General features: G+C 53.1%; 30 protein-coding genes and 1 tRNA gene. 20 read left to right on the top strand and 11 right to left on the bottom strand.

Going from position 1 to position 24,734, the window contains the following annotated elements; all coding sequences use genetic code 11:
* Nucleotides 1-18: 18 nt before the first annotated feature.
* Together HOL66_03965 and HOL66_03960 are read left to right on the top strand one after the other, a co-directional pair.
* Nucleotides 19-567, top strand: a complete 549-nt coding sequence (locus HOL66_03965; GenBank protein ID MBT5243380.1) for a universal stress protein — start codon at nt 19-21, stop codon at nt 565-567.
* Nucleotides 568-589: 22 nt separating this feature from the next.
* Nucleotides 590-1,000 carry a universal stress protein gene (locus HOL66_03960; GenBank protein MBT5243379.1) on the top strand — a complete coding sequence of 137 codons (411 nt, stop codon included), beginning with the start codon at nt 590-592 and terminating at the stop codon, nt 998-1,000.
* A 212-nt stretch (nt 1,001-1,212) separates the two neighbouring features.
* Here the strand turns inward: HOL66_03960 and HOL66_03955 are convergent, their stop codons facing one another.
* The 5 genes from HOL66_03955 to HOL66_03935 form a co-directional block, all read right to left on the bottom strand.
* Nucleotides 1,213-1,896: a fumarylacetoacetate hydrolase family protein gene (locus tag HOL66_03955; protein MBT5243378.1), complete on the bottom strand. Its 684-nt coding sequence runs from the start codon at nt 1,894-1,896 to the stop codon at nt 1,213-1,215.
* A gap of 34 nt (nt 1,897-1,930) precedes the next feature.
* Nucleotides 1,931-2,683, bottom strand: coding sequence for an ABC transporter permease subunit (locus HOL66_03950; GenBank protein ID MBT5243377.1), 753 nt, complete (start codon nt 2,681-2,683; stop codon nt 1,931-1,933).
* Nucleotides 2,684-2,692: 9 nt separating this feature from the next.
* The gene (locus HOL66_03945) at nt 2,693-3,466 is read right to left on the bottom strand and encodes an ABC transporter ATP-binding protein (protein ID MBT5243376.1); all 774 of its coding nucleotides are present in this window, start codon (nt 3,464-3,466) and stop codon (nt 2,693-2,695) included.
* A 24-nt stretch (nt 3,467-3,490) separates the two neighbouring features.
* Entirely contained in the window at nt 3,491-4,252 is a 762-nt protein-coding gene (locus HOL66_03940; GenBank protein ID MBT5243375.1) for an ABC transporter permease subunit, read from the bottom strand.
* An 84-nt stretch (nt 4,253-4,336) separates the two neighbouring features.
* The gene (locus tag HOL66_03935) at nt 4,337-5,284 is read right to left on the bottom strand and encodes an ABC transporter substrate-binding protein (protein ID MBT5243374.1); all 948 of its coding nucleotides are present in this window, start codon (nt 5,282-5,284) and stop codon (nt 4,337-4,339) included.
* 319 nt (nt 5,285-5,603) lie between these two features.
* On the opposite strand from HOL66_03935, the gene HOL66_03930 reads away from it, so the two are divergent.
* The 3 genes from HOL66_03930 to HOL66_03920 are packed head-to-tail and all read left to right on the top strand — an operon-like array spanning nt 5,604 to nt 8,861.
* Nucleotides 5,604-6,320 carry a FadR family transcriptional regulator gene (locus HOL66_03930; GenBank protein ID MBT5243373.1) on the top strand — a complete coding sequence of 239 codons (717 nt, stop codon included), beginning with the start codon at nt 5,604-5,606 and terminating at the stop codon, nt 6,318-6,320.
* Nucleotides 6,321-6,354: 34 nt separating this feature from the next.
* A complete protein-coding gene (locus tag HOL66_03925; GenBank protein ID MBT5243372.1) occupies nt 6,355-7,887 on the top strand; it encodes an AMP-binding protein in 1,533 nt (510 codons plus the stop codon).
* A complete protein-coding gene (locus HOL66_03920; protein MBT5243371.1) occupies nt 7,884-8,861 on the top strand; it encodes a 2-dehydropantoate 2-reductase in 978 nt (325 codons plus the stop codon). Before HOL66_03925 ends, HOL66_03920 begins: the two co-directional genes overlap by 4 nt.
* A 135-nt stretch (nt 8,862-8,996) precedes the next feature.
* Here HOL66_03920 and HOL66_03915 read toward each other — a convergent pair whose 3' ends face one another.
* Complete coding sequence (locus tag HOL66_03915) at nt 8,997-10,106, bottom strand: response regulator (protein MBT5243370.1); 1,110 nt, start codon at nt 10,104-10,106, stop codon at nt 8,997-8,999.
* A 177-nt stretch (nt 10,107-10,283) separates the two neighbouring features.
* Here HOL66_03915 and HOL66_03910 point away from each other — a divergent pair, with 177 nt between their 5' ends.
* Nucleotides 10,284-10,748 (top strand): hypothetical protein, encoded by a 465-nt coding sequence (locus HOL66_03910; protein ID MBT5243369.1) that lies wholly within the window; start codon nt 10,284-10,286, stop codon nt 10,746-10,748.
* A gap of 173 nt (nt 10,749-10,921) precedes the next feature.
* On the opposite strand, the gene HOL66_03905 is transcribed toward HOL66_03910, so the two are convergent.
* Nucleotides 10,922-11,302 (bottom strand): nuclear transport factor 2 family protein, encoded by a 381-nt coding sequence (locus HOL66_03905; GenBank protein ID MBT5243368.1) that lies wholly within the window; start codon nt 11,300-11,302, stop codon nt 10,922-10,924.
* Between the two features lie 138 nt (nt 11,303-11,440).
* Here HOL66_03905 and HOL66_03900 point away from each other — a divergent pair, with 138 nt between their 5' ends.
* The 3 genes from HOL66_03900 to HOL66_03890 all read left to right on the top strand — a co-directional run bounded on the left by HOL66_03900 (nt 11,441) and on the right by HOL66_03890 (nt 13,513).
* Nucleotides 11,441-11,629: a YqaE/Pmp3 family membrane protein gene (locus tag HOL66_03900; GenBank protein MBT5243367.1), complete on the top strand. Its 189-nt coding sequence runs from the start codon at nt 11,441-11,443 to the stop codon at nt 11,627-11,629.
* Between the two features lie 18 nt (nt 11,630-11,647).
* The gene (locus HOL66_03895) at nt 11,648-13,042 is read left to right on the top strand and encodes a leucyl aminopeptidase family protein (GenBank protein ID MBT5243366.1); all 1,395 of its coding nucleotides are present in this window, start codon (nt 11,648-11,650) and stop codon (nt 13,040-13,042) included.
* A 120-nt stretch (nt 13,043-13,162) separates the two neighbouring features.
* Nucleotides 13,163-13,513 (top strand): MarR family transcriptional regulator, encoded by a 351-nt coding sequence (locus HOL66_03890; protein ID MBT5243365.1) that lies wholly within the window; start codon nt 13,163-13,165, stop codon nt 13,511-13,513.
* Nucleotides 13,514-13,524: 11 nt separating this feature from the next.
* Here HOL66_03890 and HOL66_03885 read toward each other — a convergent pair whose 3' ends face one another.
* Entirely contained in the window at nt 13,525-14,538 is a 1,014-nt protein-coding gene (locus HOL66_03885; protein ID MBT5243364.1) for a complex I NDUFA9 subunit family protein, read from the bottom strand.
* Between the two features lie 171 nt (nt 14,539-14,709).
* Here HOL66_03885 and HOL66_03880 point away from each other — a divergent pair.
* The 9 genes from HOL66_03880 to ptsN all read left to right on the top strand — a co-directional run bounded on the left by HOL66_03880 (nt 14,710) and on the right by ptsN (nt 21,881).
* Nucleotides 14,710-14,796, top strand: a tRNA-Leu gene (locus HOL66_03880).
* A gap of 21 nt (nt 14,797-14,817) precedes the next feature.
* On the top strand, nt 14,818-15,474 hold the full coding sequence (locus HOL66_03875) for a ribonuclease D (protein ID MBT5243363.1): 657 nt from the start codon (nt 14,818-14,820) through the stop codon (nt 15,472-15,474).
* A gap of 139 nt (nt 15,475-15,613) precedes the next feature.
* The gene (locus HOL66_03870; protein ID MBT5243362.1) at nt 15,614-16,591 is read left to right on the top strand and encodes a KpsF/GutQ family sugar-phosphate isomerase; all 978 of its coding nucleotides are present in this window, start codon (nt 15,614-15,616) and stop codon (nt 16,589-16,591) included.
* A gap of 37 nt (nt 16,592-16,628) precedes the next feature.
* The gene (lptC, locus tag HOL66_03865; GenBank protein ID MBT5243361.1) at nt 16,629-17,309 is read left to right on the top strand and encodes an LPS export ABC transporter periplasmic protein LptC; all 681 of its coding nucleotides are present in this window, start codon (nt 16,629-16,631) and stop codon (nt 17,307-17,309) included.
* Nucleotides 17,306-18,127, top strand: coding sequence for a hypothetical protein (locus HOL66_03860; protein ID MBT5243360.1), 822 nt, complete (start codon nt 17,306-17,308; stop codon nt 18,125-18,127). The genes lptC and HOL66_03860 overlap by 4 nt, the downstream gene beginning before the upstream one ends.
* A 66-nt stretch (nt 18,128-18,193) precedes the next feature.
* The gene (lptB, locus tag HOL66_03855; GenBank protein ID MBT5243359.1) at nt 18,194-18,997 is read left to right on the top strand and encodes an LPS export ABC transporter ATP-binding protein; all 804 of its coding nucleotides are present in this window, start codon (nt 18,194-18,196) and stop codon (nt 18,995-18,997) included.
* 30 nt (nt 18,998-19,027) lie between these two features.
* The gene (rpoN, locus tag HOL66_03850; protein MBT5243358.1) at nt 19,028-20,584 is read left to right on the top strand and encodes an RNA polymerase factor sigma-54; all 1,557 of its coding nucleotides are present in this window, start codon (nt 19,028-19,030) and stop codon (nt 20,582-20,584) included.
* Nucleotides 20,585-20,803: 219 nt separating this feature from the next.
* Complete coding sequence (gene raiA / locus HOL66_03845; protein MBT5243357.1) at nt 20,804-21,379, top strand: ribosome-associated translation inhibitor RaiA; 576 nt, start codon at nt 20,804-20,806, stop codon at nt 21,377-21,379.
* 37 nt (nt 21,380-21,416) lie between these two features.
* Nucleotides 21,417-21,881, top strand: a complete 465-nt coding sequence (gene ptsN / locus HOL66_03840; protein ID MBT5243356.1) for a PTS IIA-like nitrogen regulatory protein PtsN — start codon at nt 21,417-21,419, stop codon at nt 21,879-21,881.
* 11 nt (nt 21,882-21,892) lie between these two features.
* On the opposite strand, the gene HOL66_03835 is transcribed toward ptsN, so the two are convergent.
* The 3 genes from HOL66_03835 to HOL66_03825 all read right to left on the bottom strand — a co-directional run bounded on the left by HOL66_03835 (nt 21,893) and on the right by HOL66_03825 (nt 23,781).
* A complete protein-coding gene (locus HOL66_03835; GenBank protein ID MBT5243355.1) occupies nt 21,893-22,123 on the bottom strand; it encodes a DUF1150 family protein in 231 nt (76 codons plus the stop codon).
* Between the two features lie 114 nt (nt 22,124-22,237).
* Nucleotides 22,238-22,699 carry an Hsp20 family protein gene (locus HOL66_03830; protein MBT5243354.1) on the bottom strand — a complete coding sequence of 154 codons (462 nt, stop codon included), beginning with the start codon at nt 22,697-22,699 and terminating at the stop codon, nt 22,238-22,240.
* Nucleotides 22,700-22,827: 128 nt separating this feature from the next.
* Nucleotides 22,828-23,781, bottom strand: coding sequence for a hydrogen peroxide-inducible genes activator (locus HOL66_03825; GenBank protein MBT5243353.1), 954 nt, complete (start codon nt 23,779-23,781; stop codon nt 22,828-22,830).
* A 136-nt stretch (nt 23,782-23,917) separates the two neighbouring features.
* Between HOL66_03825 and HOL66_03820 the strand changes: the two genes are divergently transcribed.
* Nucleotides 23,918-24,463, top strand: a complete 546-nt coding sequence (locus HOL66_03820) for a peroxiredoxin (GenBank protein MBT5243352.1) — start codon at nt 23,918-23,920, stop codon at nt 24,461-24,463.
* A gap of 158 nt (nt 24,464-24,621) precedes the next feature.
* On the top strand, nt 24,622-24,734 hold a 113-nt coding region (locus HOL66_03815), incomplete at its 3' end, for a nucleoside-diphosphate sugar epimerase (GenBank protein ID MBT5243351.1).

The following is a 24,734-nucleotide window of genomic DNA, read 5'->3' as shown; positions in this document are numbered from 1 at the left end:
TTATGGAAGGAGATCGTCATGCCATCACAAATGCAAGTCAAAACCATCGTTGTCGCCCTCGACGGCTCCGATCACGCCTATAAAGCCCTCGATTTTGCCGCCGATCTGGCAGAAAAATATAGTGCTCGGCTAATTGCCCTAAACGTCCTAAGCGAGCAACCGCTTAATGACGAGGAACGCCATTTTGCCGTCACCGAATATCATGTCGAAGAATTCAGCAAGCTTGATGCTTCATCGTTGATGGATGTCCGGGGCGATCCACGTGTCGTCGCTGGCATGCTCGTCAAGCAATACAGTAATGCGGAGAGCAAGATGCGCCAGGCCGTTTGCGAAAGGCTGATGAGTGAAGCCCGTGCCAGGGCTAAGTCGAGAGGTATAGAAAACCTTGAGACGTTGTTCGAGGAAGGCGATCCGGCAACCAACATCCTGGCAACCGCCAAAGACAAGAACGCCGACCTTATAATCCTTGGCAGCCGGGGTTTAAGCGACCTCAAGGGGTTGCTGATGGGCAGCGTATCACACAAGGTCTCGCAGTTGGCGGAATGCACCTGCATCACCGTCAAGTGACATCGATAGAGAGGAGATAATCATGTTCCAGACCATTTTGGTTCCGATTGATCTTTCATATATCGAAAACGGCAAGGCGATTATGGAAGTTGCTAAAACTCAAGGTGATAAGGAGGCACGGATCACGCTGATTAACGTAATAGGAGAAGTACCATCATTTATAACGGCGGGACTTCCCAGCGGAATTCTTGACAAGACAGTGCAGAATGCTCGCATTACCCTGGAAGACATGGCAGAAACAGCCGGGATGACGGCGGATGTTGCTGTGGTTTCGGGAAGCATTGCGCCGTCTATCCTTGCCAAGGCAGAAGAAATTGGAGCTGACCTGATAATCATCGCTTCGCATCGGCCTGGTTTATACAACTATCTGCTCGGCTCTACAGCGTCACGCATCGTTCGCCATGCCAAATGTTCGGTTCTTGTGAAACGCTGAAGGCTACTGAAAGGCATGGGAAACCCGCTGCCGGAAAATATGGTGGCTCCCGAATGCCTGAGTGGGGTCAGGAGCAGTCCTAAACACCTGCTCGAAACAACGTCCGCTTTCCCCCTATAAGCAGACGTTCCAATAACAATTGTTAACCGAACCATCAAATCAACTATGTGGGAGGCCCGGTTTGCCTGGGGTTCCTTTTCGGAAATTTCCGGTCAAACGACGGTGATTTCAATCTCGCCTATACCGTCGATGCCGCCGGTCATCACATCGCCGGTCGTGACAGGGCCGACACCATCGGGGGTGCCGGTATAAATCAGATCCCCTGGCATCACTTCAAAAAGCTTCGAGAGATGCGATATGCCTTCCTGGACGTTCCATATCTGCAGGTTCAGGTCGCTGTCCTGGCGGCTTTCGCCGTTGACGGAAAGCCAGATCCGGCCCGCATCCGGGTGACCTATTTCGCTGACCGGCCTGATTGTCGCGATGGGCGCTGAATGGTCAAATCCCTTGGCGGCTTCCCAGGGCTTGCCGTCGGCCTTTGCTTTGCTTTGCTGATCGCGCCGGGTCATGTCGATACCCAGGGCATAGCCATATACGTGATCAAGGGCGTCTTCCACGGCGATGTCCTTGCCGCCTTTGCCGATGGCGACAACAAGTTCAATTTCGTGATGCACATTATCTGACTGGGGTGGATAGGGGAATTCACCACCGTTTGCCACCAGCGCATCAGCCGGTTTTTGAAAAAAGAACGGCGGTTTGCGATCATCATTTCCCATTTCAACTCTGTGGGCCAGGTAGTTGCGCCCGATACAATAGATGCGGCGAACCGGAAAGCGGTCCTCAGTTCCGCTTATATCGACGGAAGCGACGGGATGTTCGGGAATGACGAAACTCATGGATGATCTCCTGATAAGCTTGAGAATTCTGAAATTATCTTTTCGATGCGTAGTAGCCGACTTTGCGTTCCAGTAAAGCGAGGAATTCTGAAATGGTGAACGCCATGGCGAACAACACCAGTAAGACGGCCCAAAAATGGGACATAAGAAATTGTGACGAATACAGCTCGAATAAGGCGCCAAAACCAACGATGGATATCAGAAGCTGGCCAATGATGACGCCCTTGACGGCACGAATAAAACCAATACGAACGCCACTTAAAATTTCCGGCAGGGCGGCCCAGAAATAAATTTTCACAAAAGCATCCATGGGTGTAGCGCCAAAGGACTGGGCCATTTCCACCAGCGCCGGATTAATCTGTTTGACGCCAGCCCGGGCGTTCAAAATGATAATCCAGATGGCGAATAGTGTCGTCGTGATGACAATAGATTTCAATCCGAACCCGAACAAAACCATCAAAACCGGAACCAGCGCCGTTAGTGGCGCGCTGAGGAACACATTGACCCAAGGCAGCAACAACTCATCGATCAGCCGGTTTTTGCCCATCAGGATACCGACAGGGATGCCAATTGTAATGGCGTAAAAAGTGCCCAGGAAAAACGCCTGCCCGGTTTCTTTCAACGCCTTAATGAACGGTTTTGTGGTGATGATTTCAGTTAATGTCGTAAAAATTTCCGACAGGGCAGGCAGAAAGAAAGTCATTTCCAACTGACCCACTATTTCCCACAGCAACCCCCAAATCAGAAGGGAAGACATCGCCGGTAACTGATAGCCGAATGCTTTCATAAGTAATATTTACTCTACGTAAGTGCGTAGTGAATCCCAAATTTTGTCAACGATATCAAGGTATTCAGAATCCCGCCTGATGCTGTTGATGTCTTTGTCCCGGAACCCGCCCGGGCGAATGATTTCCGAAACCCGGCTGGGGCGGGGCAACAACAGGGCGATTTGGTCCGATACATAAACGGCCTCTTCAATTGAGTGAGTGACGAAAAGGAATGTCTTGTTTTCGTGTTTCACCAAATCCAGCAAGTCTTCCTGGAATTTTCTGCGCGTTTGTTCATCAACGGCGGAGAACGGTTCATCCATCAACAATACCTGGGCATCAACGCTGAGCGCCCTTGCCAAGCCCACCCGCTGGCGCATACCGCCCGATAGCTGGTGAGGGAATTTCTGCTCAAAGCCGCTTAACCCAACATCGGCAATATATTTTTCGGCAATAGCTTCCCTTTCGGATTTCGCCACATTACGCAGTTCCAGGCCAAAGGCGACATTTCTGATAACGCTGGCCCAGGGCAGAAGGGCGAAATCCTGAAAAACAAATGCCCGGTCCGGTCCGGGGCCTGTGACCGTCTCGCCACCCACCAGAATTTCGCCACTGTCTGCGGGAAGCAGCCCTGCAATGATCTTCAGTAGCGTGGTCTTTCCACATCCCGAAGGCCCCAGCAAAGATGTCAGTTGTCCCAGGGGAAATTCCAGGGATAAATCCTGCAAGGCCTCGACTTCTCCGTAGTTCTTGAAGACATTGCGAACCTCTACGGCGTTGGTTGATGTCGATATAGCATTCATAAATTCGTACTTCTCATCTCAAGGTCAGTCAGAGACCAAACCCTTGTTAATGCCCTTGAACACCATGACTTCGATACGCTCAAGAACGTTCAGAAAAAGAACCGCCAACAGAATGATGGAAAAAATAGCGGCGTACATGCTGGGGTAATCGGCAATGGAGCGGCTGTAGGAAATTATATCGCCAACCCCCGTTGGTGTGATTTTCAACTCTGAAAGAATAGCGCCAATGAAGCCTGCCGAAATACCTAGGCGCAGGCCCACAAAAATGATTGGCGAGGCGGAAGGCATAATAATTTTAAAGATGATGTCTCGCCTGGATCCAAGAAAGGATTGCCCCATCTCTATGATCGAAACAGAGGTGTTGCGTACCGCGCCGCTGGTATTCAACACGATTACCGGCATGGCCATAATGCAAACCACGAACACTTTTGAGGTCAAGCCAATACCGTAAACCATAATCAAAAGCGGGATAAGGGCGGCCAATGGAGCTGATTGCATGACAATAAATATGGGCGAGACCAGCCAGTCAAACTTGCTGCTCAAGCCAATCCAGATCCCTAAGCCAATACCCAGAAACGCCGAGATCAAGACACCGACAATAAGGGGTTTCAAGGTTTCAGCGTAGGCTGTGAATATGGTCCCTTCAATCGTCAGAGACCACAGCGCGGCCATGGATTCCAGAAAAGTCGGGAAGGCAAAGCTCACCCCTGCCCGTCCGGCCACTTCCCATGCCCCGAAGATCAAGACGGACGACAGAATTTTTAGCGATAAAGCCCGGTGTCGCATGAAAGCTACTTATAAAAAATGTACAGAAAAAAAATGAGAGGACCGGGCACCGGCCAAGCCGACGCCCGGTCCTCTTTAAGGCTCTTAGTTCATGGCGTCTTTAAGCGGTTTCATGTACCAGAAATCATCGATCTTAAGATCCGACAGCTTTCCAGTCAGGTGACCGGCTTTGTGGTACCACTCCAGATCGGCCTTTGCGGCTTTTTCACCGCCACCGTTCTGATCAAACAGACCACCTGCCACGGCATCGGTGTAGAAGCCGTCCAGTTCGGCAAGAACTTCTTTCGGCAACTGGCCGATCGGTCCGTCCGGGTCGGTTTCTTTTCTGACCATCGTCGGGTCTTTATGGAAGTCCCTGTAGACGCTGAGCAGCGCCTTGACGAAAATATCGACGTCCTTGGCGTTGGATTTGATCCAGTTCAGGTTGGCGAAAAGGGCTTCATCGCTGGCGTCAACTTCAAACATGGGGAGCACGTTGTATTTAGTGCCATGCTTCCGGACCAGTTTGTTCTTGTTGGACATGTCAACAATGGTGGCGTCCGCCTGACCAGAGACCAGGGCGACAATCCTGTTGGAACTACCCGGAACATACGAGCGTTTACCGAATTTAATGCCCAGCTTGTCTTCGATGACGTTGGCGATGGAATCGGTTCCGCCACCGCGCGAGTGCAGCAAGATCGGCTCGCCGTTAAGGTCTTCAAGCTTGCTGTATTTTGGTGAAGATACGGGGAAGAATTTCAATTTGGACAACTGAAAAATGATCCGTACCGGGGCCTTGGATCTCTGCATCGCCGAATAAGGCGTGCCGAAACCAATATCCATCTGACCGCTCAAGATTGCCTGAATGGCCAGCTCTTCATCGGCAAACGCCGTCCATTCATAATCAAGACCGTTGGCTTTCGCCCGGTCCAGCGCGATAAAGAATGCCGCCAATTCGTCTGACGGTGTTTCGGCTAAGGCAATGCGAATTTTCGCGGCGTAAGAACTGTTCGTCATAAACATTGTCGTTAACAGTAACGACGCGACGACCAGTGTCAGTTTTTTAAATAAAGTTTTCATGATTCTCTCCCTTGTGCAGCAAGCGTATTTTTACGCATGTATAAAGCGATGTTATTTCGAGAAGTTACCCCGACGGAAGCTGGAAAATATCCTGTTGAAAGCCCACAAACATAACCAACTTCCACATTTGTTATATTTCTGAATGGACACATAATTATCAACCATTATAATAATGGTGTCAATTAGCTCGGCTGTTATTAATTAACTTATTGAAATATAACGATAAGTTTGTTGCACAAAACTTAGCCAATGTATATATTGGTTAAAAATTGGTTTGGGAGGCTTGTCTGAAATGAATCCGCAACGTCATGCTGCCGCCCGTTTGGCATCATATATCGAAGATCGGGCATTGCCTCCGCAAAGCAAGCTGCCGCCTGAACGCCGTCTTTGCGAAGAGCTTAATATGAGCCGTGGAGAATTGCGCAAGGCGCTCAGTCTGCTCGAAGCTGAAGGCAAGATCTGGCGTCATGTTGGCCGTGGCACCTTCATTGGCACCCGCCCGCTTGACAGGATGGATGAGATTACGGCCCTGAGCACCCACACCAATCCTGCAGAGGTTATGCAGGCGCGACTGCTTTTGGAGCCGGGCATCGTGCGGATAGCGGCTATTCAATCGACCGCCGCAGATATCGAGCGCATGCGTTTATGTTCAAAGCGAAAAGACGCCGCTGTTGACTGGCATACGTATGAGCGTTGGGACGGCGCTTTCCATCAGGCCGTTGCCGAAGGCTCTCACAACACGCTTTTGCTGACTTTGTTCAATGCCCTCAATACGGTCCGCGAGGCCACCGAATGGGGACGTCTGCGCAAATCACGCTTGACCGATGCCCATCGCCAACGCTCCGGGAAACAGCATCTGGCCATTATTGACGCCATCATCGCCCGTGATATGGAACAGGCTGAAACCGCCATGCGCAATCATCTTAAATCAGTCCACAAGGCCCTGCTTGGTTCAAACTATGAAGCAGACGAAGTTGTCGCTATTGATGACGCCACCGAAACCGGATAAGCCGGGTGCAAAGAACAAGAATGAAAGAAGCCACATGACCGACACGACCATCGAACACCTTATCGCACCCTTTGAGCAGAGCGCCGCCGCCCTTAACGCCCCTGACAGAGACCCCTTAACCTATGGCGCGCTGAACCAGCTGGTTGCCGACACCATTTTAAAATTGAACGACCTCGGCATTGGCCGCAACGACCCGGTTGCCATTATTCTGCCCAACGGCCCGGAAATGGCGACGGCCTTTGTCGCCATTGCATCGGCGGCGACCTCCGCCCCCTTAAACCCGGCCTACAGGGAAGATGAATTGGATTTTTATCTATCCGACCTGAACGCCCGCGCCCTTGTCATCGGGCAGGGCATGGATTCGCCTGCCCGCGCCGTCGCCGCAAAGCACGGCGTTATGATTATTGAACTCGTTGTCGATGAAGCCGCCCCTGCAGGATCCTTTACCCTGCAACTTGAAGACCAAACCATCGTGCCCGTGAAGACAGCCAACGGCGGTTCCGCCCAGGCCGATGATGTCGCTCTCGTCCTGCATACCTCTGGCACCACATCCAGGCCCAAGATCGTTCCCTTAAGCCATCGCAATGTCTGCACCTCGGCCATCAACATTGGCAAGACACTGGCTTTAAGCGAAACCGACCGCTGCCTTAACGTGATGCCGCTGTTTCATATCCACGGCCTGATCGCCGCCGTGCTGTCGTCCCTGGCCGCCGGGGCTTCCATCTTCTGCACACCGGGCTTCAACGCGCTTAAGTTTTTTGGCTGGATGGATGATGCCTGCCCAAGCTGGTACACGGCGGTTCCGACCATGCATCAGACGATTCTGGCCCGCGCCCCGCGCAACGTCGAAAGTCTTGAACGGGCCGAACTGCGTTTTGTCCGCTCTTCATCGGCCGCCCTGCCGCCGCAGGTCTTGCTGCAACTGGAGGAGACATTCGGCTGTCGGGTCATTGAAGCTTACGGGATGACCGAGGCAGCCCATCAAATGGCCTCTAACCCGCTTGAACCGATGGACCGCAAGCCCGGCACTGTCGGCATAGCCGCCGGGCCCGAGGTTGGCATCATGGATGATGATGGCAATATCCTTGCCCAGGGTGACACAGGTGAGATCGTCATCAGGGGTGACAATGTCACCACCGGTTATCAGAACAATGATGAGGCCAACGCCACAGGCTTTACGGGCGGTTGGTTTCGCACCGGCGATCAGGGAAATCTTGACGCGCAGGGCTACCTGACCATTACCGGACGCCTGAAAGAAATTATCAATCGCGGCGGCGAGAAAATCTCGCCACGTGAGGTCGATGAAGTTCTGCTCGACCATCCCGATATTGCCCAGATCGTCACCTTCGCCATGCCCCATGACAAACTGGGTGAAGAAGTCGCCGCCGCCGTGGTCTTGAATGAAGGCAGCGAAGCGGACGAGCGCTCTATTCGCGACTACGCCAGCAGCCGCCTTGCCGACTTCAAGGTGCCGCGTAAAGTTGTCATCCTTGAGGAAATCCCGAAAGGTGCGACGGGTAAGGTACAGCGAATCGGTCTTGCCGAAAAACTGGGGCTGACATCTTGAAAATCTGCATTTTCGGAGCGGGCGCCATCGGCGGCTATATGGCCGTTGAACTAAAACGCGCCGGTTATGATGTTTCCATTGTCGCGCGCGGAGCGCACCTTGAGGCCATTCGCGCAAACGGTCTGCGCTTGCGCATCGCCGGTGAAGAGAAAACCGCCACCGTAACAGCCAGTGATGATCCTGCCGACCTGGGCCCCCAGGACTATATCATCCTGACCCTGAAAGCCCATTCGGTTCCGCCCATCGCGGGCAATCTGGCCCCCTTGCTGGGCGATGAGACCGCCGTCGTCACCGGCATGAACGGCATCCCGTTCTGGTATTTTCACGGACTTGACGGCCCGTGGCAGGACCGCCGTATTGAAAGCGTCGACCCCGGCGGTGTTCTGTGGAACGCCATTACCCCCAAACGCGCCATTGGCTGTGTCGTTTATCCGGCATGTGAAGTGGTTGAACCCGGCGTCATCGAGCATATTGAAGGCAACAGATTTACCCTGGGCGAGCCGGACGGATCAAAGTCAGATCGCGCCCAGGCTTTAAGCAAGGCCATGATTGACGCCGGATTACGAGCGCCGGTAAAAAACAATATTCGTAATGAAATCTGGGTAAAACTGTGGGGTAACCTATCGTTCAACCCGATCAGCGCCTTAACCGGGTCAACCCTGGAAGATATCGTCAGCGACCCTGACAGCCGCGCCGTCGCCCGTACCATGATGATCGAGGCTGAAACCATTGCCGGCAAACTGGGTGTCAAATTTCCGGTTGATGTTGATAAACGCATCAAGGGAGCCGGAGACGTAGGCGCCCATAAAACATCAATGTTGCAGGACCTGGAACGCGGACGGCCCATGGAGATTGATGCCCTGATCGGCGCCGTTCAGGAGTTGGGCTGCTTGACCGAAACCCCTACCCCGGCTGTAGACGTCGTGCTGGCACTGACCAAGCGGCTGGCGCGTCAATCAGGTTGTTATGGCTAACTAAAAGAGGGCGATCACATCGACTGTGGCTGTTCGTACCCGGCAAATGCTTCTGATATACACAGACCAATTCGCATTTATCTGACCACACGGCCAGTGTCCCTTGATCGTCAGTTTATTTCAACGCCATCAAAGCTATTGCGGACTGGAAACTTTGGCCAGGCAGCGGGTTACCTTTAAGCGGGTTTCGACCTGGTCTACATATTCGGCCAGCACCGTGCCGGTCAGGCGGGTGCCCAGTTTTGGTGCGATAACCGTTCCGCCCCTGGATTGAATACTGCCCAGTTTTTCCAGCTGACGCTCCCACTTGGCAACGTAGGCATCCCAGTCGCCGCTGTTCTTGTTGTTGACGTAACTGATAATGCTTTCGTGGGAGACATTGCCCCACCACGGCACTTTCGGCAGTTCACCACACGCCCGCGTCGATGCAGAGGACGTCGTTTGTGAGGAGTTTCCTGATTGATCGTAGGCTTCGGCAATGACAGCCTGCATATCGTCTTCGGTTAAACCTTTCTGCGTCATCGGTTGTTTGTTTGTCGGGGCAGGTGTTGCGGGCCCGGTTTTTGAGACGCTATCAGAACCGGCAGGTGTGTTGCTGTACCATGCGTATCCACCACCGCCAGCGACCGCGACAAGAACGGCGATAAGAAGAAATTGCTTTAGCGACATCCCGCTTGGGGATGTTTCGTCAGGTTTTGGAAAACGATCCGGCCTCGTTGGTCCGTGGGCGCGTCGCTCTTGAGCGCCATCGGGTGCGACTTTTGGAATGCGATCGGGCCTGCGTTCCCCATCGGCGCGACGGTCCGCTGCTTTGTCGGCCTTGAAATTTCCGCCCCCGGCGGGTTTGGTTGCAGCACGGGTGGCGGTGATTTGTTTGAGGATGTTGTTAATCTTGATGGTAATGAGTTCGGGATCGAACGGCTTGGTGATATAATCAATGGCCCCCAGTTCCAATCCCCTGGCGATATCCTTTTCGTCGGCCTTGCCGGTCAGGAAGACAACCGGAATGTGCTGGGTTTCGGGATCAGCCTTGAGCAACGCACAAACTTCAAAACCATCCATTCCCGGCATCATCACATCAAGCAGGATCAAATCCGGCTTGTGCAACTTTCCAAGTTCCAGCGCTTTCGCGCCTTCGGATGTGTAAGAGACACTGATTTCGTCTTGCAGAAGTTCAGTCATGAAATCCATGATGACGGTGTCGTCATCAACGATAAGGATTTTATTGGCATTTTTGATTGTCATGCTAGTCGTTTAAAACACTAACCTGAACGGAATATGAAGAATAAAATTTTTTTCAATCCCTGATATCGGCAATGAAGCCCAGATATTTCAATTTGCGCCGCCTTTGAAATGGTATTGTTCCATACTTTCGGGCAGAATATCCTTTTAAATGACAAGTTCAATCAAGAGAGTGAGGCTATGGTTTCATCCGTTTCATATGAAGTGATGGGTTTCAAGGATGCTCGCTGGTCCATCTTGTTCGTTACGGATGACCGGGAAGAGGCCCTTTCGGAAGCCAAAACCGCCGAAGCCGGAAAGCATCTTCAAGCGGTCAAGGTCATTCAGGAAAGCGCTGACGATGAGACCGGCGAGGAGCGTTCCAAAACCATTTATACGGGTGGTTTGCAGGATGGAATCGCTGTTTCTCATGGTTCATCCCATGCTCAAAAACATAAACCCGCCGCGAAAAGTCACGAAGAAGATGTACCGGAAGCCAATGACAAGGGAAAACTGCACCCCGAACGTGTTACGGACCTCATTGATCGTATCAGGTCGTCCGTCATTGTTATCGGTTCTATCACCTTGCTTATTGTTATTCTGGCCATCGCATACCTTTCCAACCCTGAGTCCGTTTCAAGTTTTATCGACGGCTTTTTAAGCTAGCTTTTTCGTCTTTGTTTTTCTCAAAAAAAAGCTGGTCCTCCAAGGGACCAGCGAGTTTGACAGGGTAGGTACAAAATGAGTGTCGGGAGCAAGGGGAGAAGTAATGCATCGACAAGATGATAAAAGCACATTCCAATGTCAGATGCTGTGATCGCCGTCACAGGGGAGAAAAATTATTCTCTGGCGTCCGAATGGAAGGCCTTGGCGGTTATTTTCCATCCCGAATCGGTTTCCGCCAGGTGCAGGTAATCAATAAAATCCCGGCCAATATAATAATCATGAACTTTGACGGCCGCGGCTTTGCCGCTTCGATCCACCGATAACACCGACATATCAAAATCCGCACCGGTTGTCTCGGGCGATGGTACGGTTTGAACGAAACCAAGAAAATCCTCCAGCGTCATGGTTTTCAGCTCCCCGTCGCTGCCATAGCCGATGACGGTTGCCAGGGGATGGAAGATTCGTCTTAGCAAATCAACGTCGCTTCGATAGATGCCGTCGAAATAGATTTTGACGGTCTCAAAAATGCCTTCTAGGTTTGTCTCGTCGCTCATTGGTTTGGCCCTTTGAATGGATAACTTACAGTGACCCTCGCTGTTGGTCCGTGCAATACCAATTTAGGTGTTCGCCGGGACGCGTAGAATGGTTAGATTGTTTATTCTTAACGTTGAAACAAAAGGAATGTTTTTCACATGCGCCTTATTCTTGCAGTCCTCCTGCCCTGGCTCCAATTTTTCACGATTGGCCGCCCCATCGCCGGCGTCATTTGCCTGATATTGCAAATAACGTTGATCGGTTGGATTCCGGCGGCGATCTGGTCGGTTTATGCTTTAAGCCAATACAGCACAGACAAGAAAATCGAGGCCGCCAATTCCGACTAAAAGCAGGAATCTGAACCCGTGCCTTTGAACCTGATTGAAGATGCTGCAGACAGCATTGCATTGACAACGCTTGCCGGGGCAGAGGCTCTGGCCCTTTGGCTTGCTGATCAACCGGACAGGATATCAAGCTGGGTCGAGGCAACCGGCTTTAACGCCAAAGCCGGGACCCATTGCCTGATCGCTGATGAACAAGGCAACCTTGAAAGGGTCTTAACGGGCCTAGGCGACGATGATCCTTCGGGGCTTTGGACATGGGCCGGGGTGTCAGCGGGTTTGCCGGCGCGCAATTATCATCTTGAAAATGACTTAGGCCCCGACGAAGCTTACCGGGCCGCCCTTGGTTGGGCTCTGGCCGGATACGGGTTTAGTCGTTACGCCAGTCAGCAAACAGACGACGAGATTGACATGCCGTGTTTGCTCTGGCCCAAAACCTGTGAGCGCGACGCGGTGAGCCGCGCGGCCCGGGCGACGTTTCTGGTTCGTGATCTGGTCAACACACCGGCTTCTGACATGGGCCCTGAGCAACTGGCCGATGCCGCCCAGGCGTTAGCCGAAACCCATGACGCCTCCTTTCAGGTTATCGTTGGTGATGATCTGCTCGACCATGCCTTTCCCGCCGTCCACGCCGTTGGGCGTGCCAGCACCCGTTCACCAAGGTTGATCGACCTTCAGTGGGGCGATCCTGAAAGTCCCAAGGTGACCCTGGTCGGCAAGGGCGTCTGTTTTGATAGCGGCGGCCTCGACTTAAAGGGTGCTGCGGGTATGAAACTGATGAAAAAGGACATGGGCGGGGCGGCCCATGTTCTGGGGCTTGCCTCAATGATCATGGCGGCAGTCCTTCCGGTGCGCTTACGGGTGCTGATCCCGGCCGTCGAAAACAGTGTTTCGGGAAATGCCATGCGACCCCTTGATGTGATCACCATGGGCAATGGTATGAGCGTCGAAATCGGCAATACGGATGCCGAGGGTCGCCTTGTTCTGGCCGACGCCTTAAGTGCGGCGTGTCAGGAAACACCCGACCTGTTGATCGACATGGCAACACTGACCGGCGCCGCCAGGGTTGCACTGGGCACCGAATTGCCGGCTTTGTTTACCAACGATGATGATCTGGCCCGGCAACTTGCGCGCCATAGCGGGGCAGAAAACGATCCGCTCTGGCGGCTCCCCTTATGGCAACCTTACGCCAAGTTGATCGAAGGAAAGGTTGCCGACCTTAACAACGCCGCAGAGGGTGGTTTAGCAGGCGCAATCACCGCTGCCTTGTTTCTCGAGGCGTTTGTCAATGAAGGCACAAGCTGGGCCCATATTGACCTGATGGCCTGGAACACAACCTCCAGCGCGGGCCGTCCCGAAGGCGGCGAGGCGATGTCGATGAGGGCCCTGTTCGCCCTGCTAAAAGAACGTTTCGCCTAGTTTATCAGTTCATTTCGGTGAGTTTTTCTCTAAGTAGAGGGTGGTTTTTTGTTGCTTATTATGGGCCCAATCGGATAGAAGTTTTGATAACGAAATGATTTAACGGAAAACAAAATCATCATGGCGCTTGAACTGGAAGAATTGCAGGCCCTGGATTTATGGCGCCGGGCAACGGTGACCAGCGTTCGTCGTGAAGCGCCGGATTTATCGGCTCGCCAGATGGCTTTGCTGCTGACGGTCTATCTGACACCGCCGCCCCATACGGTGCGCGGCCTGGCCGACGCCCTGAAAGTTTCCAAACCGGCCATTACCCGGGCGCTGGATCGTTTAAGTGATATTGAACTGGTTCGTCGTAAGCCTGACGAGCAGGATCGGCGCAGCGTGTTGATACAGCGCACCGTTCGTGGATCCGTTTTCCTTCGTGAATTTGCCGAATTGATCGCCGCCGCTGCAACCGAGCTGGACCTGTAAGAACCTGCCGATCAGGCTTCCCTGAGGTGGCGTTTGGCCGGCGGTCGAAACCGCCTGAGGTAGGTTGGCAACATAGCCTCGGCACTTGCCGGTTTTAGCTTTAAGTCGGCAAATCCCGGCAGCTCACCGGAAATCACATTATCGGTCTTCAGCAATGTAACCTGATCACGGGTGAGGATGGGATTGGGCAAAAACTCAATAAACCAGGCCCAGAATGAAGCCAGTGCAAAGGGATAGGGGATGAGCATACGCGGACGACCGCTTTCTTTCAGGATCATGTCCATCATCGCCTTGAAGCTGTAAACCTGCGGCCCGGCCAGCTCAAAGGTGCTGCCCTTGATCGCTTTATCATCAAGAATGGCGGCAATGGCATCGGCCACATCGCCAACATAGACCGGCTGCAGGCGGGTGCCGCCGTGACCATAAAAATCAATATCGACCGGCGCGTCGATGCCGAAAAGATGCAGTTTGGGAATCAACGGACAGCCGAACACCGGCATCACAGGCGTGATCCGGGCAAGACCCGCAAACATGTTGAAGAAATGATCTTCCGGCCCGAAGATGGCTGCCGGGCGAACAATAACGGCGTCGGCAAAGGCGGCTTTTACGGCCTCTTCCCCGGCTGCTTTGGAGCGTGAATAAAAGGATGCAGACTCTGCCGATGCGCCCAGCGCCGAGACATGGACGAACTGACGGACACCGGCGCTTGCGGCAGCCTGGGCGATAGCGCTTGCGGCGCCAACGTGGATGCTCTCGAAGGTCGACTTGCCCCATTCTGACAAAATACCAATCAGATTGATCACCTGATCGGCACCGTGAACGGCGCGGGCAATAGAGGCCGCGTCATCGATTTTGACGGGAACCGGGGCGATCTGGGCAATTTCTCCCAATGGCTTCAAAAAATTGGCGGCTTCGGTATCGCGGGTGGCGACACGAACGACAGCGCCTTGTTTGGCCAGACGTTGAATAAGGTGGCGGCCGATAAAACCTGTACCGCCAAAGACTGTTACGACACGACGCGCCATCGCTATTGCTCCACTTTTCCCACTTTAATTCAAGGTCTCAACATATCATATGTTTCAGCGGATTAAATCAATCTTATCGACATTCGGCGACATCCTGTTGACCTGTCGCGCCGGGGCGGGTAAAGACAGTGCGAAAGTGGCTTAAAGGCCGCTTGAATTGACAAGCCCCGTGCCCAGGTGGCGGAATTGGTAGACGCGCTGGCTTCAGGTGTCAGTGATCGCAAGGTCGTGGAAGTTCGAGTCTTCTCCTGGGCACCATTTTCTTTTTCTCGAAGGCGAATGCCGAGGAGAAACCCGGTGAATGTAAGCAGTGCCAAAGACGCAAAGATAGAAGTTCATCAGGGTGATATCCCTGCCGGCCTTGATTTTGGCGACGCTGTTGCTGTCGATACCGAGGCAATGGGCCTGAACAATCACCGCGATCGTCTTTGTGTTGTCCAGCTTTCAGCCGGTGATGGAACCGCCCATCTGGTCAAGTTTGATGCCGGTGACGATTATGCCGCGCCCAATTTAAAAGCCCTGATGAGTGATAGCGCGGTGACCAAGATTTTTCATTATGCGCGCTTTGATATTGCCGTGATTAGCGGTTATCTGGGGGTTGAGTGCGATCCGATCTACTGCACCAAAATTGCCTCTCAACTGGCTCGTACCTATACGGACGGCCATGGCCTTAAAGACCTTTGTCGGGAAATTCTGGGGATTGAAATCTCGAAAGCCCAGCAGTCATCGGACTGGGGGGCGGCTACTTTAAGCAAAGATCAGATATTGTACGCGGCTTCTGACGTCCTTTATTTGCATCGTCTGCGCGACGTCCTTGATGCGATGCTGGTGCGTGAAGGCCGCGACCAGCTTCTTGAGGCTTGTTTCAGGTTTTTACCGACCCGTGCCACCCTTGACCTCAAGGGATGGATCGACGTCGATATCTTTCATCACTGACTTTCTGTCGGACTTCATCCCTGACCCCGGTTTTATTGACCAATCAACGTGTTGGCCCCATAATTGCACCACTTCACCCATAGTGCGCCGATAGAACGTGCGGATCATCCGTACAGTCCAGGATAACGATAATAATTAAATGACCGCGACAAAAAGCAAACCGGAAAAAGACCTGCTCGATTCTGCCAAACGTGTCCTGCTGCTGGAAATAGAAGGATTGCAGACGCTCTCTGAAAATCTCGACCAGTCCTTTATTCAGGCCCTTGATTTACTCTCGGCCATGAGCGGTCGCTGCGTTGTTTCGGGAATGGGAAAAAGTGGCCATATCGCTCGTAAAATCGTTGCCACCATGGCTTCGACAGGGACGCCGACGTTTTTTGTTCATCCCGGTGAAGCGAGCCATGGTGACCTCGGAATGATTACCGAACAGGACGTTATCATCGCCTTGTCGAATTCTGGCGAAACGGCAGAACTGGCCGATCTGGTAGCCTACGCCAAGCGTTTTGAAATTCCCCTGATCGGCATTACCGGCAAGCAGCAGAGCACCCTGGCCAAGGCGGCGACCGTCGCCCTGATGCTGCCCGATACTGACGAAGCCTGTCCCATGGGATTGGCGCCGACAACATCGACAACGGCGATGTTGGCTCTGGGCGATGCTCTTGCCGTCGCCATGCTGGAACGTAAGGGTTTCTCGCCCGATGACTTTCATGTTTTCCATCCCGGCGGAAAACTGGGCAACCAGTTGCTTAAAGTCGGCGATATCATGCATAGCGGCGATGAACTTCCCCTGGTCGCGGCTGACATGGCCATGTCGGAGGCCATCGTCGTCATGACGGCGAAAAGTTTTGGCTGTCTGGGCGTTGTTGGCGATGATGGCGCGTTGCAAGGGATTTTGACCGATGGCGATTTGCGGCGCCACATGGGCCCCGAATTGATGGCCCGGACAGCCGGCGAGGTGATGACAGCCGGTGGCCGCTTTATAAGCGCCGATGCACTGGCCAGCGAGGCTTTGGGGACGATGAATTCAAAAGCCATTACAACGCTTTTTGTCGTTGAAGGCGCGCACCCCGTCGGTATCGTCCACATTCATGATTGTCTGCGTGCCGGTGTTGCCTGAGCCAAAACCAATTGATGGGACGCAAGAGACGCAAAAAATGAGCGCTCAATTAACCCCCAAACCGGCGATGGTCGCCGCCGATGGAATCGGTCGTCCGAACGCATTGCACGGGCAACCGGTTCAGGGCTATTCGCGGTTTGTTATCTGGATGAAAGTCTTGCTGCCGGTGGTCGCCTTGCTGCTGATCGTCCTGATTGTTGTCTGGCCCTACCTGAAACTGAATGACACGCGCTTCAACATCGGCTTTACGGCTTTGAAAGTCGGTAATGTGGAAAATCCGGCGATGATTAACCCGCGCTTTCTTGGCGCCGACAAGGAACGGCAAACATTCTCTATCACAGCCGACATCGCCAAAAATTTGCTGAATGCGGAAAAAAGCGTCGAATTGGAAATGCCGAAGGCTGATATTTCCCTTGATGACGGCTCGTGGCTGGTGGTGACGGCAAAGAACGGTATTTATGTGCGCCAAAGCGAAACCCTGACCCTGAACGAACAGGTCAACCTGTTTCATGATTCCGGGTACGAATTTCGCACCGAAAGCGCTGACATCGAACTGACCAGCGGCACCGCCAGTGGCTCAGTCCCCATCGAAGGCCAAGGCCCGTTCGGCAAATTGCAGGCCGAAGGATTTCGTCTTGTTGATAAGGGCAAGACAATCTATTTCACCGGTAAATCAAAGTTGACGATTTATCCTGGTGCCGGGGAGCAACAGCAATGATCAAGTGGCTCTCCCGTTTTGCTCTAAGCTTCGTCGTTGTGTTGCTGGTCACCCCGGCATCGGCGCAGGGGCTCAATTTCGGTAGCGGTGATTCCGATGCGCCGATCGAAGTTTACGCTGACGATGGTATCGAGTGGCAACAGGACGCGTTGACCTTTGTCGCCCGTGGTCATGCGCGCGCCGTGCGCGGCGAGGTCACAGTTTACGGTGATGAACTGCATGCTTTCTATCGCAAATTACCAGATGGGGGCACGGAAATATGGCGTCTCGATGCTATTAACAACGTCCGTATCGTAACGCCCGGCGAAACGGCTTCCGGCGACAAAGGTGTCTATGACGTTGATAACGGCATTCTGGTTCTGACCGGAAGGAAGGTCAGTTTGGTGACTCCGACAGACGAAGTCATCGCCAATGAACAGCTTGAATACTGGGAACGTAAACAGATGGCCGTCGCACGCGGAAACGCGCAGGTATTCAGCGATGGAAAAAATCTTAAAGCCGATGTTATCGTCGCCTACATGAAAAAGGACGGCAGCGGAAAAAGCTCTATTCGCAGGGTCGAAGCGTTCGATAATGTGCAGGTCGTGACCAAATCTGAAAAAGCGACATCCGAACGCGGCGTCTATATTGTGAAAAGCGGTATCGCGACGCTGACCGGTTCCGTTATGATCGTCCGCGATGCCAACCAGCTAAAAGGCTGCAAGGCCGAGGTCAACATGAACAGCGGTATTTCAAAAATGTTCAGTTGTGCAGGGCAGGGTGGCGGCCAGGTCGGCGGGGTGTTCAACCTTGGTGGCAAAAAAACGCAAGGGAATTAAACTCTTTTTTTACCAACGTCGTTCTAAGTTAAATGATTGAATTTCAAAGGCTCCGTTAGCAAAACCATGGTAGATGACACGATCGATATTCACGGCTTGACGCCTTCGACGCCCGAAGAGGCGCCGCGCCTGATCAGTGAAAACAAGGACCGCGGCCTGCATGCGACGAACATGGGCAAGCGCTTCAAGAAACGCCCGGTCGTGCGTGGCGCCAGCATGTCTATTCAGCGCGGTGAAGTTGTCGGCCTGCTTGGTCCCAACGGGGCCGGAAAAACCACGTGTTTCTATATGATTACTGGCCTGATCCCCCTTGATTACGGGTCCGTTGTTCTTGATGGTCAGGATATCACCGACCTTCCCATGTATCGCCGCGCCCGTTTGGGGATCGGTTACTTGCCACAGGAAGCCTCAATTTTCCGGGGGCTGACGGTGGAAAATAATATCCGCGCCGTGCTCGAGGTCGCCGAGCCGGTCCGTGAACGCCGTGAGTCCATGCTCGATGCCCTGCTCGCCGAATTTTCGATAACCCATCTTCGCCGCACCCCGGCGCTGGCGCTTTCGGGTGGCGAACGCCGACGGGTTGAAATCGCCCGTGCACTTGCTTCAAATCCGCATTTTATCTTGCTTGATGAGCCATTTGCCGGTGTTGACCCGATCGCTGTGGGTGACATCCGTGAACTGGTCGCGCATTTGAAAGACCGTGGTATCGGTGTGTTGATCACCGATCATAATGTTCGCGAGACATTGGATGTCATTGATCGCGCATACATTATCCATGATGGCATGATGTTGATGGAGGGCGCGCCTTCCGACATCGTCGGAAACGAAGACGTCAGGCGCGTATATCTGGGTGATCGTTTCAGTCTCTAGATCAACTTTGAACAACAGGCGGGTTTCGACATGGCGTTGACCCCCCGTCTGGATTTGCGTCAAAGCCAGTCACTGGTGATGACGCCGCAATTGCAGCAGGCGATTAAAATGCTGCAACTTTCCAGCATTGAACTGCTCGATTATGTGGAGCAGGAACTTGAACAGAATCCTCTTCTTGAACGTCAGGAAGAAGACCAGGGTGATGATCAGGAAGGCGGTGACGCGCTTGATATGGCCGATGAACTTTCTGATCAAGCGGGCGATTCCCTGCAGGAAGACGGAGGCCTAGAAAGCATCGATTTTAGTGACACGGGCAAGGATGCCGAAGCCATCGGCAATGACCTGGACGTGGAGGTCGACAACGAGTGGAATACGGATGAAGCCAGTCCCGTCGAAATCGCCCAGGCCAATTTAGCCGAACCCGCATTTGCCGATAACGGCCCCGGCGGGGCCACGGATTTTAGCGCCGCCCTTCCCAATCCGGAAGAAACCCTGATCGATCAGGTCAGCCTGCGCGAACGCCTGAACAGTCAAATGACGATGACGCTGGGTGATCCTGAGGAACGAATGATTGGCACCCAACTTATTGATATGCTTGATGATTCTGGTTACATCAGTGACCCGTTGGAGGGCGTTGCCGAAACCCTTGGCTGTGCGTTGGAACAGGTCGAGCAGGTTTTGGAAAAGCTCCAGCGAATCGACCAGCCGGGCCTGTTCGCCCGCGATTTGGCTGAATGCCTTGCCCTGCAACTGCGCGAGCGCGACCGGCTCGATCCGGCCATGCAGACGCTGCTTGAAAATCTGGACTTGCTGGCCAAGCGCGACCTTAAGCGCTTAACGGAAATTTGCGGCGTTGATGCAGAGGACATCGCCGACATGTTTGCCGAGATCAAGGAACTGGATCCGAAACCGGGACTGGTTTTTGAAGATACGATCATGCAGCCGGTTGTTCCCGACGTCATCATGCGCAGCCAGCCCGGCGGCGGCTGGATCGTTGAATTGAACAGCGATACCTTGCCCAGGGTTCTGGTCAATAACACCTATTTCGCGACCATCAGTTCCGTTGCCGGTTCAAAAGAAGACAAGCGCTATATAAATGAATGTTATCAGTCGGCTAACTGGCTGGTTAAATCCCTGCATCAAAGAGCGACGACGATCCTGAAAGTGGCCAGTGAAATTGTCAGCCAGCAGGACGGTTTTTTCACTAATGGTGTTCAGCATCTGCGTCCACTGGTGTTGCGTGATATCGCCGAAGTCATCGATATGCATGAAAGCACCGTATCCAGGGTCACATCGAACAAGTTCATTGCCTCTCCGCGGGGCATCTTCGAGCTCAAGTATTTCTTTACCGCAGCGATTGCCAGCTCATCGGGCGGGGAAACCCATTCGGCAGAATCCGTGCGCTACAGAATCAAGGAATTGATTGACGAAGAAGCACCTGCTAAAATTCTTTCTGACGACAAAATTGTTACTATTTTGAAAAATGAAGGCATGGACATTGCCCGTCGGACGGTGGCTAAATACCGTGAAGCCCTGGGACTTTCCTCATCCGTGCAGCGTCGCCGCGAAAAAAATTCTGCGCTCTAACAAATGGTTGGCCCAGTGGACCAAATTCTTAAGTGTGCAAACTATTGACAGCAGGGCACCGGGCATCTAGGTTCCGGGCCTTCGCAGCCCGCAGGTGTAAATCAAGGTGCCAGGGAGCGTTAATATAAGGTGTTAGATTTGGACGCCAGGTTTTAAGAAATTTTTTGCATAACAATATGGACAGCTGAAAAGTTTAGATAAACTGGACGGCACACACTCATGGAAATATCGATCAAAGGCAAACATGTTGATGTCGGTGACGCCCTTCGCGGCCATGCCGAAGATCAATTGCAGAACTCCGTCAAAAAATATTTCGAGAACGCGCTGGATTCAACGGTTGTTTTCTCCAAGGAAGGCCCCGGTTTTCGCGCCGACATTTCCGTCCACGCCGGGCGTGGCATGGTTATGCAGGGCGGCGCGGACGGCAACGACGCCTACGGCGCATTTGATGGTGCGTTAGGGCGTATCTCCAAGCAATTGCGGCGCTATAAAAGGCGCATTAGCAGCCACCATCAGAATGGCCCCAGTGACGACGAAATCGTCATGGCCCAGTATTCCATTCTCGCCAGCGAAGGTGAGGACGAATTGCCTGAAGCGGGTGAGCCCGCCATCGTTGCGGAGATGCCCCATAATATCGCAACACTGACCGTCAGTCAGGCAGTGATGCGTATGGACCTTGCCGAAGCACCCGTAATGATGTTCCGCAATCGCGCCCATGGCGGCTTGAATGTGGTTTATCGTCGTGACGACGGCAACATTGGCTGGATTGATCCCAGCGAGGCCGAAAAATCTTGAAAATCAATTTTTATAAAGCCGGATCAGGGAAGTATTGATGGAAATCAACGACCTTATCAGCACCGAAAGTGTCGTCGCCAATCTACACGCGACGTCTAAAAAACAGGCGATCCAGGATTTGGCAAAGAAGGCTGCCGATATCACCGGCTTGCACGAGCGCGCCATTTTTGAAGTGCTGATGGAGCGCGAACGTCTAGGCACCACGGGCGTTGGTAACGGCATTGCCATTCCACATGGAAAATTAGCCAATCTTGAAAAACTTTATGGCCTGTTTGCACGCCTTGAGAAGCCGATTGATTTCCAGTCCATCGATGAGCAACCGGTTGATCTGATCTTCCTGCTGCTGGCCCCTGAAACTGCCGGAGCAGACCATCTGAAAGCATTGGCCCGCGTATCACGCCTGTTGCGCGACAAGACGGTCTGCGACAAGCTTCGCGGCACCGACCAGTCAGAAGCGCTTTACGCCCTGTTGATCGAAGAAACCGCCCACCAGGCAGCTTAATTTTTTCTGATTTAGTGAACGCTGAGCGGCTGCATGTCGTTTTGGCGCACGGTTGCGTCGGCAAGATCACGCCCTTCAATAAAAGCCAATTCCTGACCGTCGGCGGCGTATATGGCATAAAGCGCCTCGCCGTTGATGATCACTGGTTTGACGTAGGCAACGTCCTGGGCTCCATAAAGGGCGAAATCAGCAACTGACATATAGCGGTTGATCGGGGTTTGGGTGGTGGGGTCCTGGATCATTTCATCAACTCCTTTTAAAACGCCCTGTCTTGGGTTCGGCACGTTTATATGGGGCTTTAGTTTAATATGGGGTCTGGCGGGACGGCCTGAAAGTCACACCTGTTCACTTAATCGTTAGTCATCGGGATCGACCTCAATGGTTTTTGGCTTGTTGCTGCTGCCTTTGTTGGCTTCGATCTTGATATTACGAATTTCGGGTTCCGGGACGTGACGGACCAATTCAACGTGCAAAAGTCCATTATCCATAGAGGCGCCGGTGATTTCGATGCCTTCGGCGAGAATGAAACTGCGCTGGAACTGACGGGCCGCGATGCCGCGATGCAAGTAGATGCGCTCGCTGTCGTCTTCGCAATGACGGCCACGGATGACAAGCTGGTTATCCTCGGTGGTGACGCTCAAATCATCCATGGAGAAACCGGCGATGGCGACGGTAATGCGCAAGGCATTTTCACCGCATTGCTCAATGTTATAAGGAGGATAGCCTTCGGCAGAGGTTTTCGATGCCTGATCGAGAATCCGTTCAAAATGATCAAAACCCAGCAAAAGTGGGCTGTTGAAGCCAGATAGGCGCGACATTGTGGCGTTTCCTCCTCGAAGTCTTATGAGCGAGCATAGCGCGGTTTGGGCCCCTTAAAAGCGCCCTGCTACTGGCCCCGTAGGCGCCAGTAACGTTCCCCCTAGAGTTGGTTCAAGATGTTGAAAAGTCAAGGGCTTGTCCTTAATTTTGCCTTTTTACCCGGTGACAGGGGGGTGGCCAGTTCATCGCGGAAATACGCCGCCAATAGTTTGAATTCGTCTTCGCGTGGCGATGAAGGCCGCCAGGCAAAACCGATTTGGCGACCAAGGCTTTCGCCATCGATGGGGCGCAATTGTATGCCGGTCGACCGGGCGATGCCGGCGTCGATGGCCATCTTCGGAAGCAACGTAACCCCGAGTCCCCCCTCGACCATCTGGACAAGTGTCTGCAGGCTGGTCGCCTGAAATTCCGCCCCCTGATGCTGTTTGGCGAGCCCGCAGGCGCTTAAAGCATGGTCGCGCAGGCAATGGCCTTCACCCAACAACAGCAGGTTTTCAGCCGCGATGTCGTGGCGCGTCAGGCGCTCCTTCTTTATCGGCAGATGGCCTTTTGGGGAGGCGACCCAGAAGGGGTCATCGGCGAAGACAAACGTTTTCAGTTTCTCGCACGGGTACGGAAAGGCGAGCAGCAGAAGGTCAAGGTTTCCGGCGGCAAGATCATCAAGAAGGGGGGCCGATTGTTTTTCACTCAAGTAGAGTTTCAGCTCCGGATAAGCCGCGCGCAGGGTCGGCAAGACCCGCGGCAACAGGAACGGGGCAATGGTCGGAATGATGCCCAGACGCAATGACCCTGAAAGGGGGGCGCCGGCGGCGCTGACAAGATCGGCGATGTCTTCCACATCCCTGATCACGTTTTTGGCCCGGTTTACGGTTTCCAGGCCCAGCACCGTCATCATCACGGAACGCCTGGTCCGCTCGATCAGAGTTTCGCCCAGGGTTGTCTCAAGTTCCCTGATCGAGGCACTTAATGAGGACTGGGTGATAAAACAAGCCTCGGCAGCGCGTCCGAAATGGCCGTGCTCGCTTACGGCGATCAGGTGACGCAATTGGGTCAGTGTTGGCAGACGGCGGTAGAGGGGCATGGGGTTCTTTATTTAAGTGATTATACAAATAAGTATAAGCTATTGAACTTGTTTTACCAATTAAAAGACATCGCCTAGGGTGTCTTCACTCGAGGCCGAACAGCCGGTTTCGCAACCTTATTTTTTGGAGAACAAGATGATGACACAGATACCCCAGGCGACTTTCAACACCCGTGTTCGTAATGATGACATCGATGGTGATAATCCATTTGAATGGAAGACGTTGACCAGTGACGATATTTTCAAGGGCAAACGGGTTGTTGTTTTCGCCCTCCCCGGCGCCTTTACCCCGACCTGCTCGACCAGCCACCTGCCGCGATACGAAGAATTGAATGAAGACTTCAGGGCGCATGGTGTTGACCAGATTGTTTGTCTGTCGGTTAACGACGCCTTTGTCATGTACCAGTGGGGCCAAAGCCAGAAGGCGAAAAACGTCTTCCTGCTGCCTGACGGCAATGCTGAATTCACCCGTAAAATGGGGATGCTTGTTGAAAAAGAAAACCTGGGCTTCGGAATGCGTAGCTGGCGCTATTCGATGTTGGTTGAAGACGGCGAGATCGTCAAAATGTTTGTTGAAGACGGTTTTGGCGACAATGTGGAGGATGACCCGTTTGAGGTCTCTGACGCCGATACCATGATAGGATACGTAAACGAATACTTTCCGAAGGCATTGAGCGCTTAGAAAATATGATAAAATCCAAAAGGGGTCAGGCTGGTGCGGTCTGGCCCTTTTTTATGGTGGTAACGGGCAGGTTTAAAAGGGGTTTATACTATGCCAAGTCCCGGATTCGGGCTAATAGAGTGGCAAATTCACCCATTAACCACGAAGAAGACATTTCCATGACCGAATTTCTGCTTAAATCCGATATCGACGAGATCTGTCAGCGGCTGGCCATTCAGGCTAAGGACTTTTCGGGCAAGACGGTGTTACTGACCGGTGGCCGGGGTTTCCT

This window comes from Rhodospirillaceae bacterium, from assembly GCA_018662005.1.
GTDB lineage: Bacteria > Pseudomonadota > Alphaproteobacteria > Rhodospirillales > JABHCV01 > JACNJU01.
The sequence above is the reverse complement of the archived record's forward strand: the minus strand, read 5'-3'. Positions and strand labels throughout refer to the sequence as shown.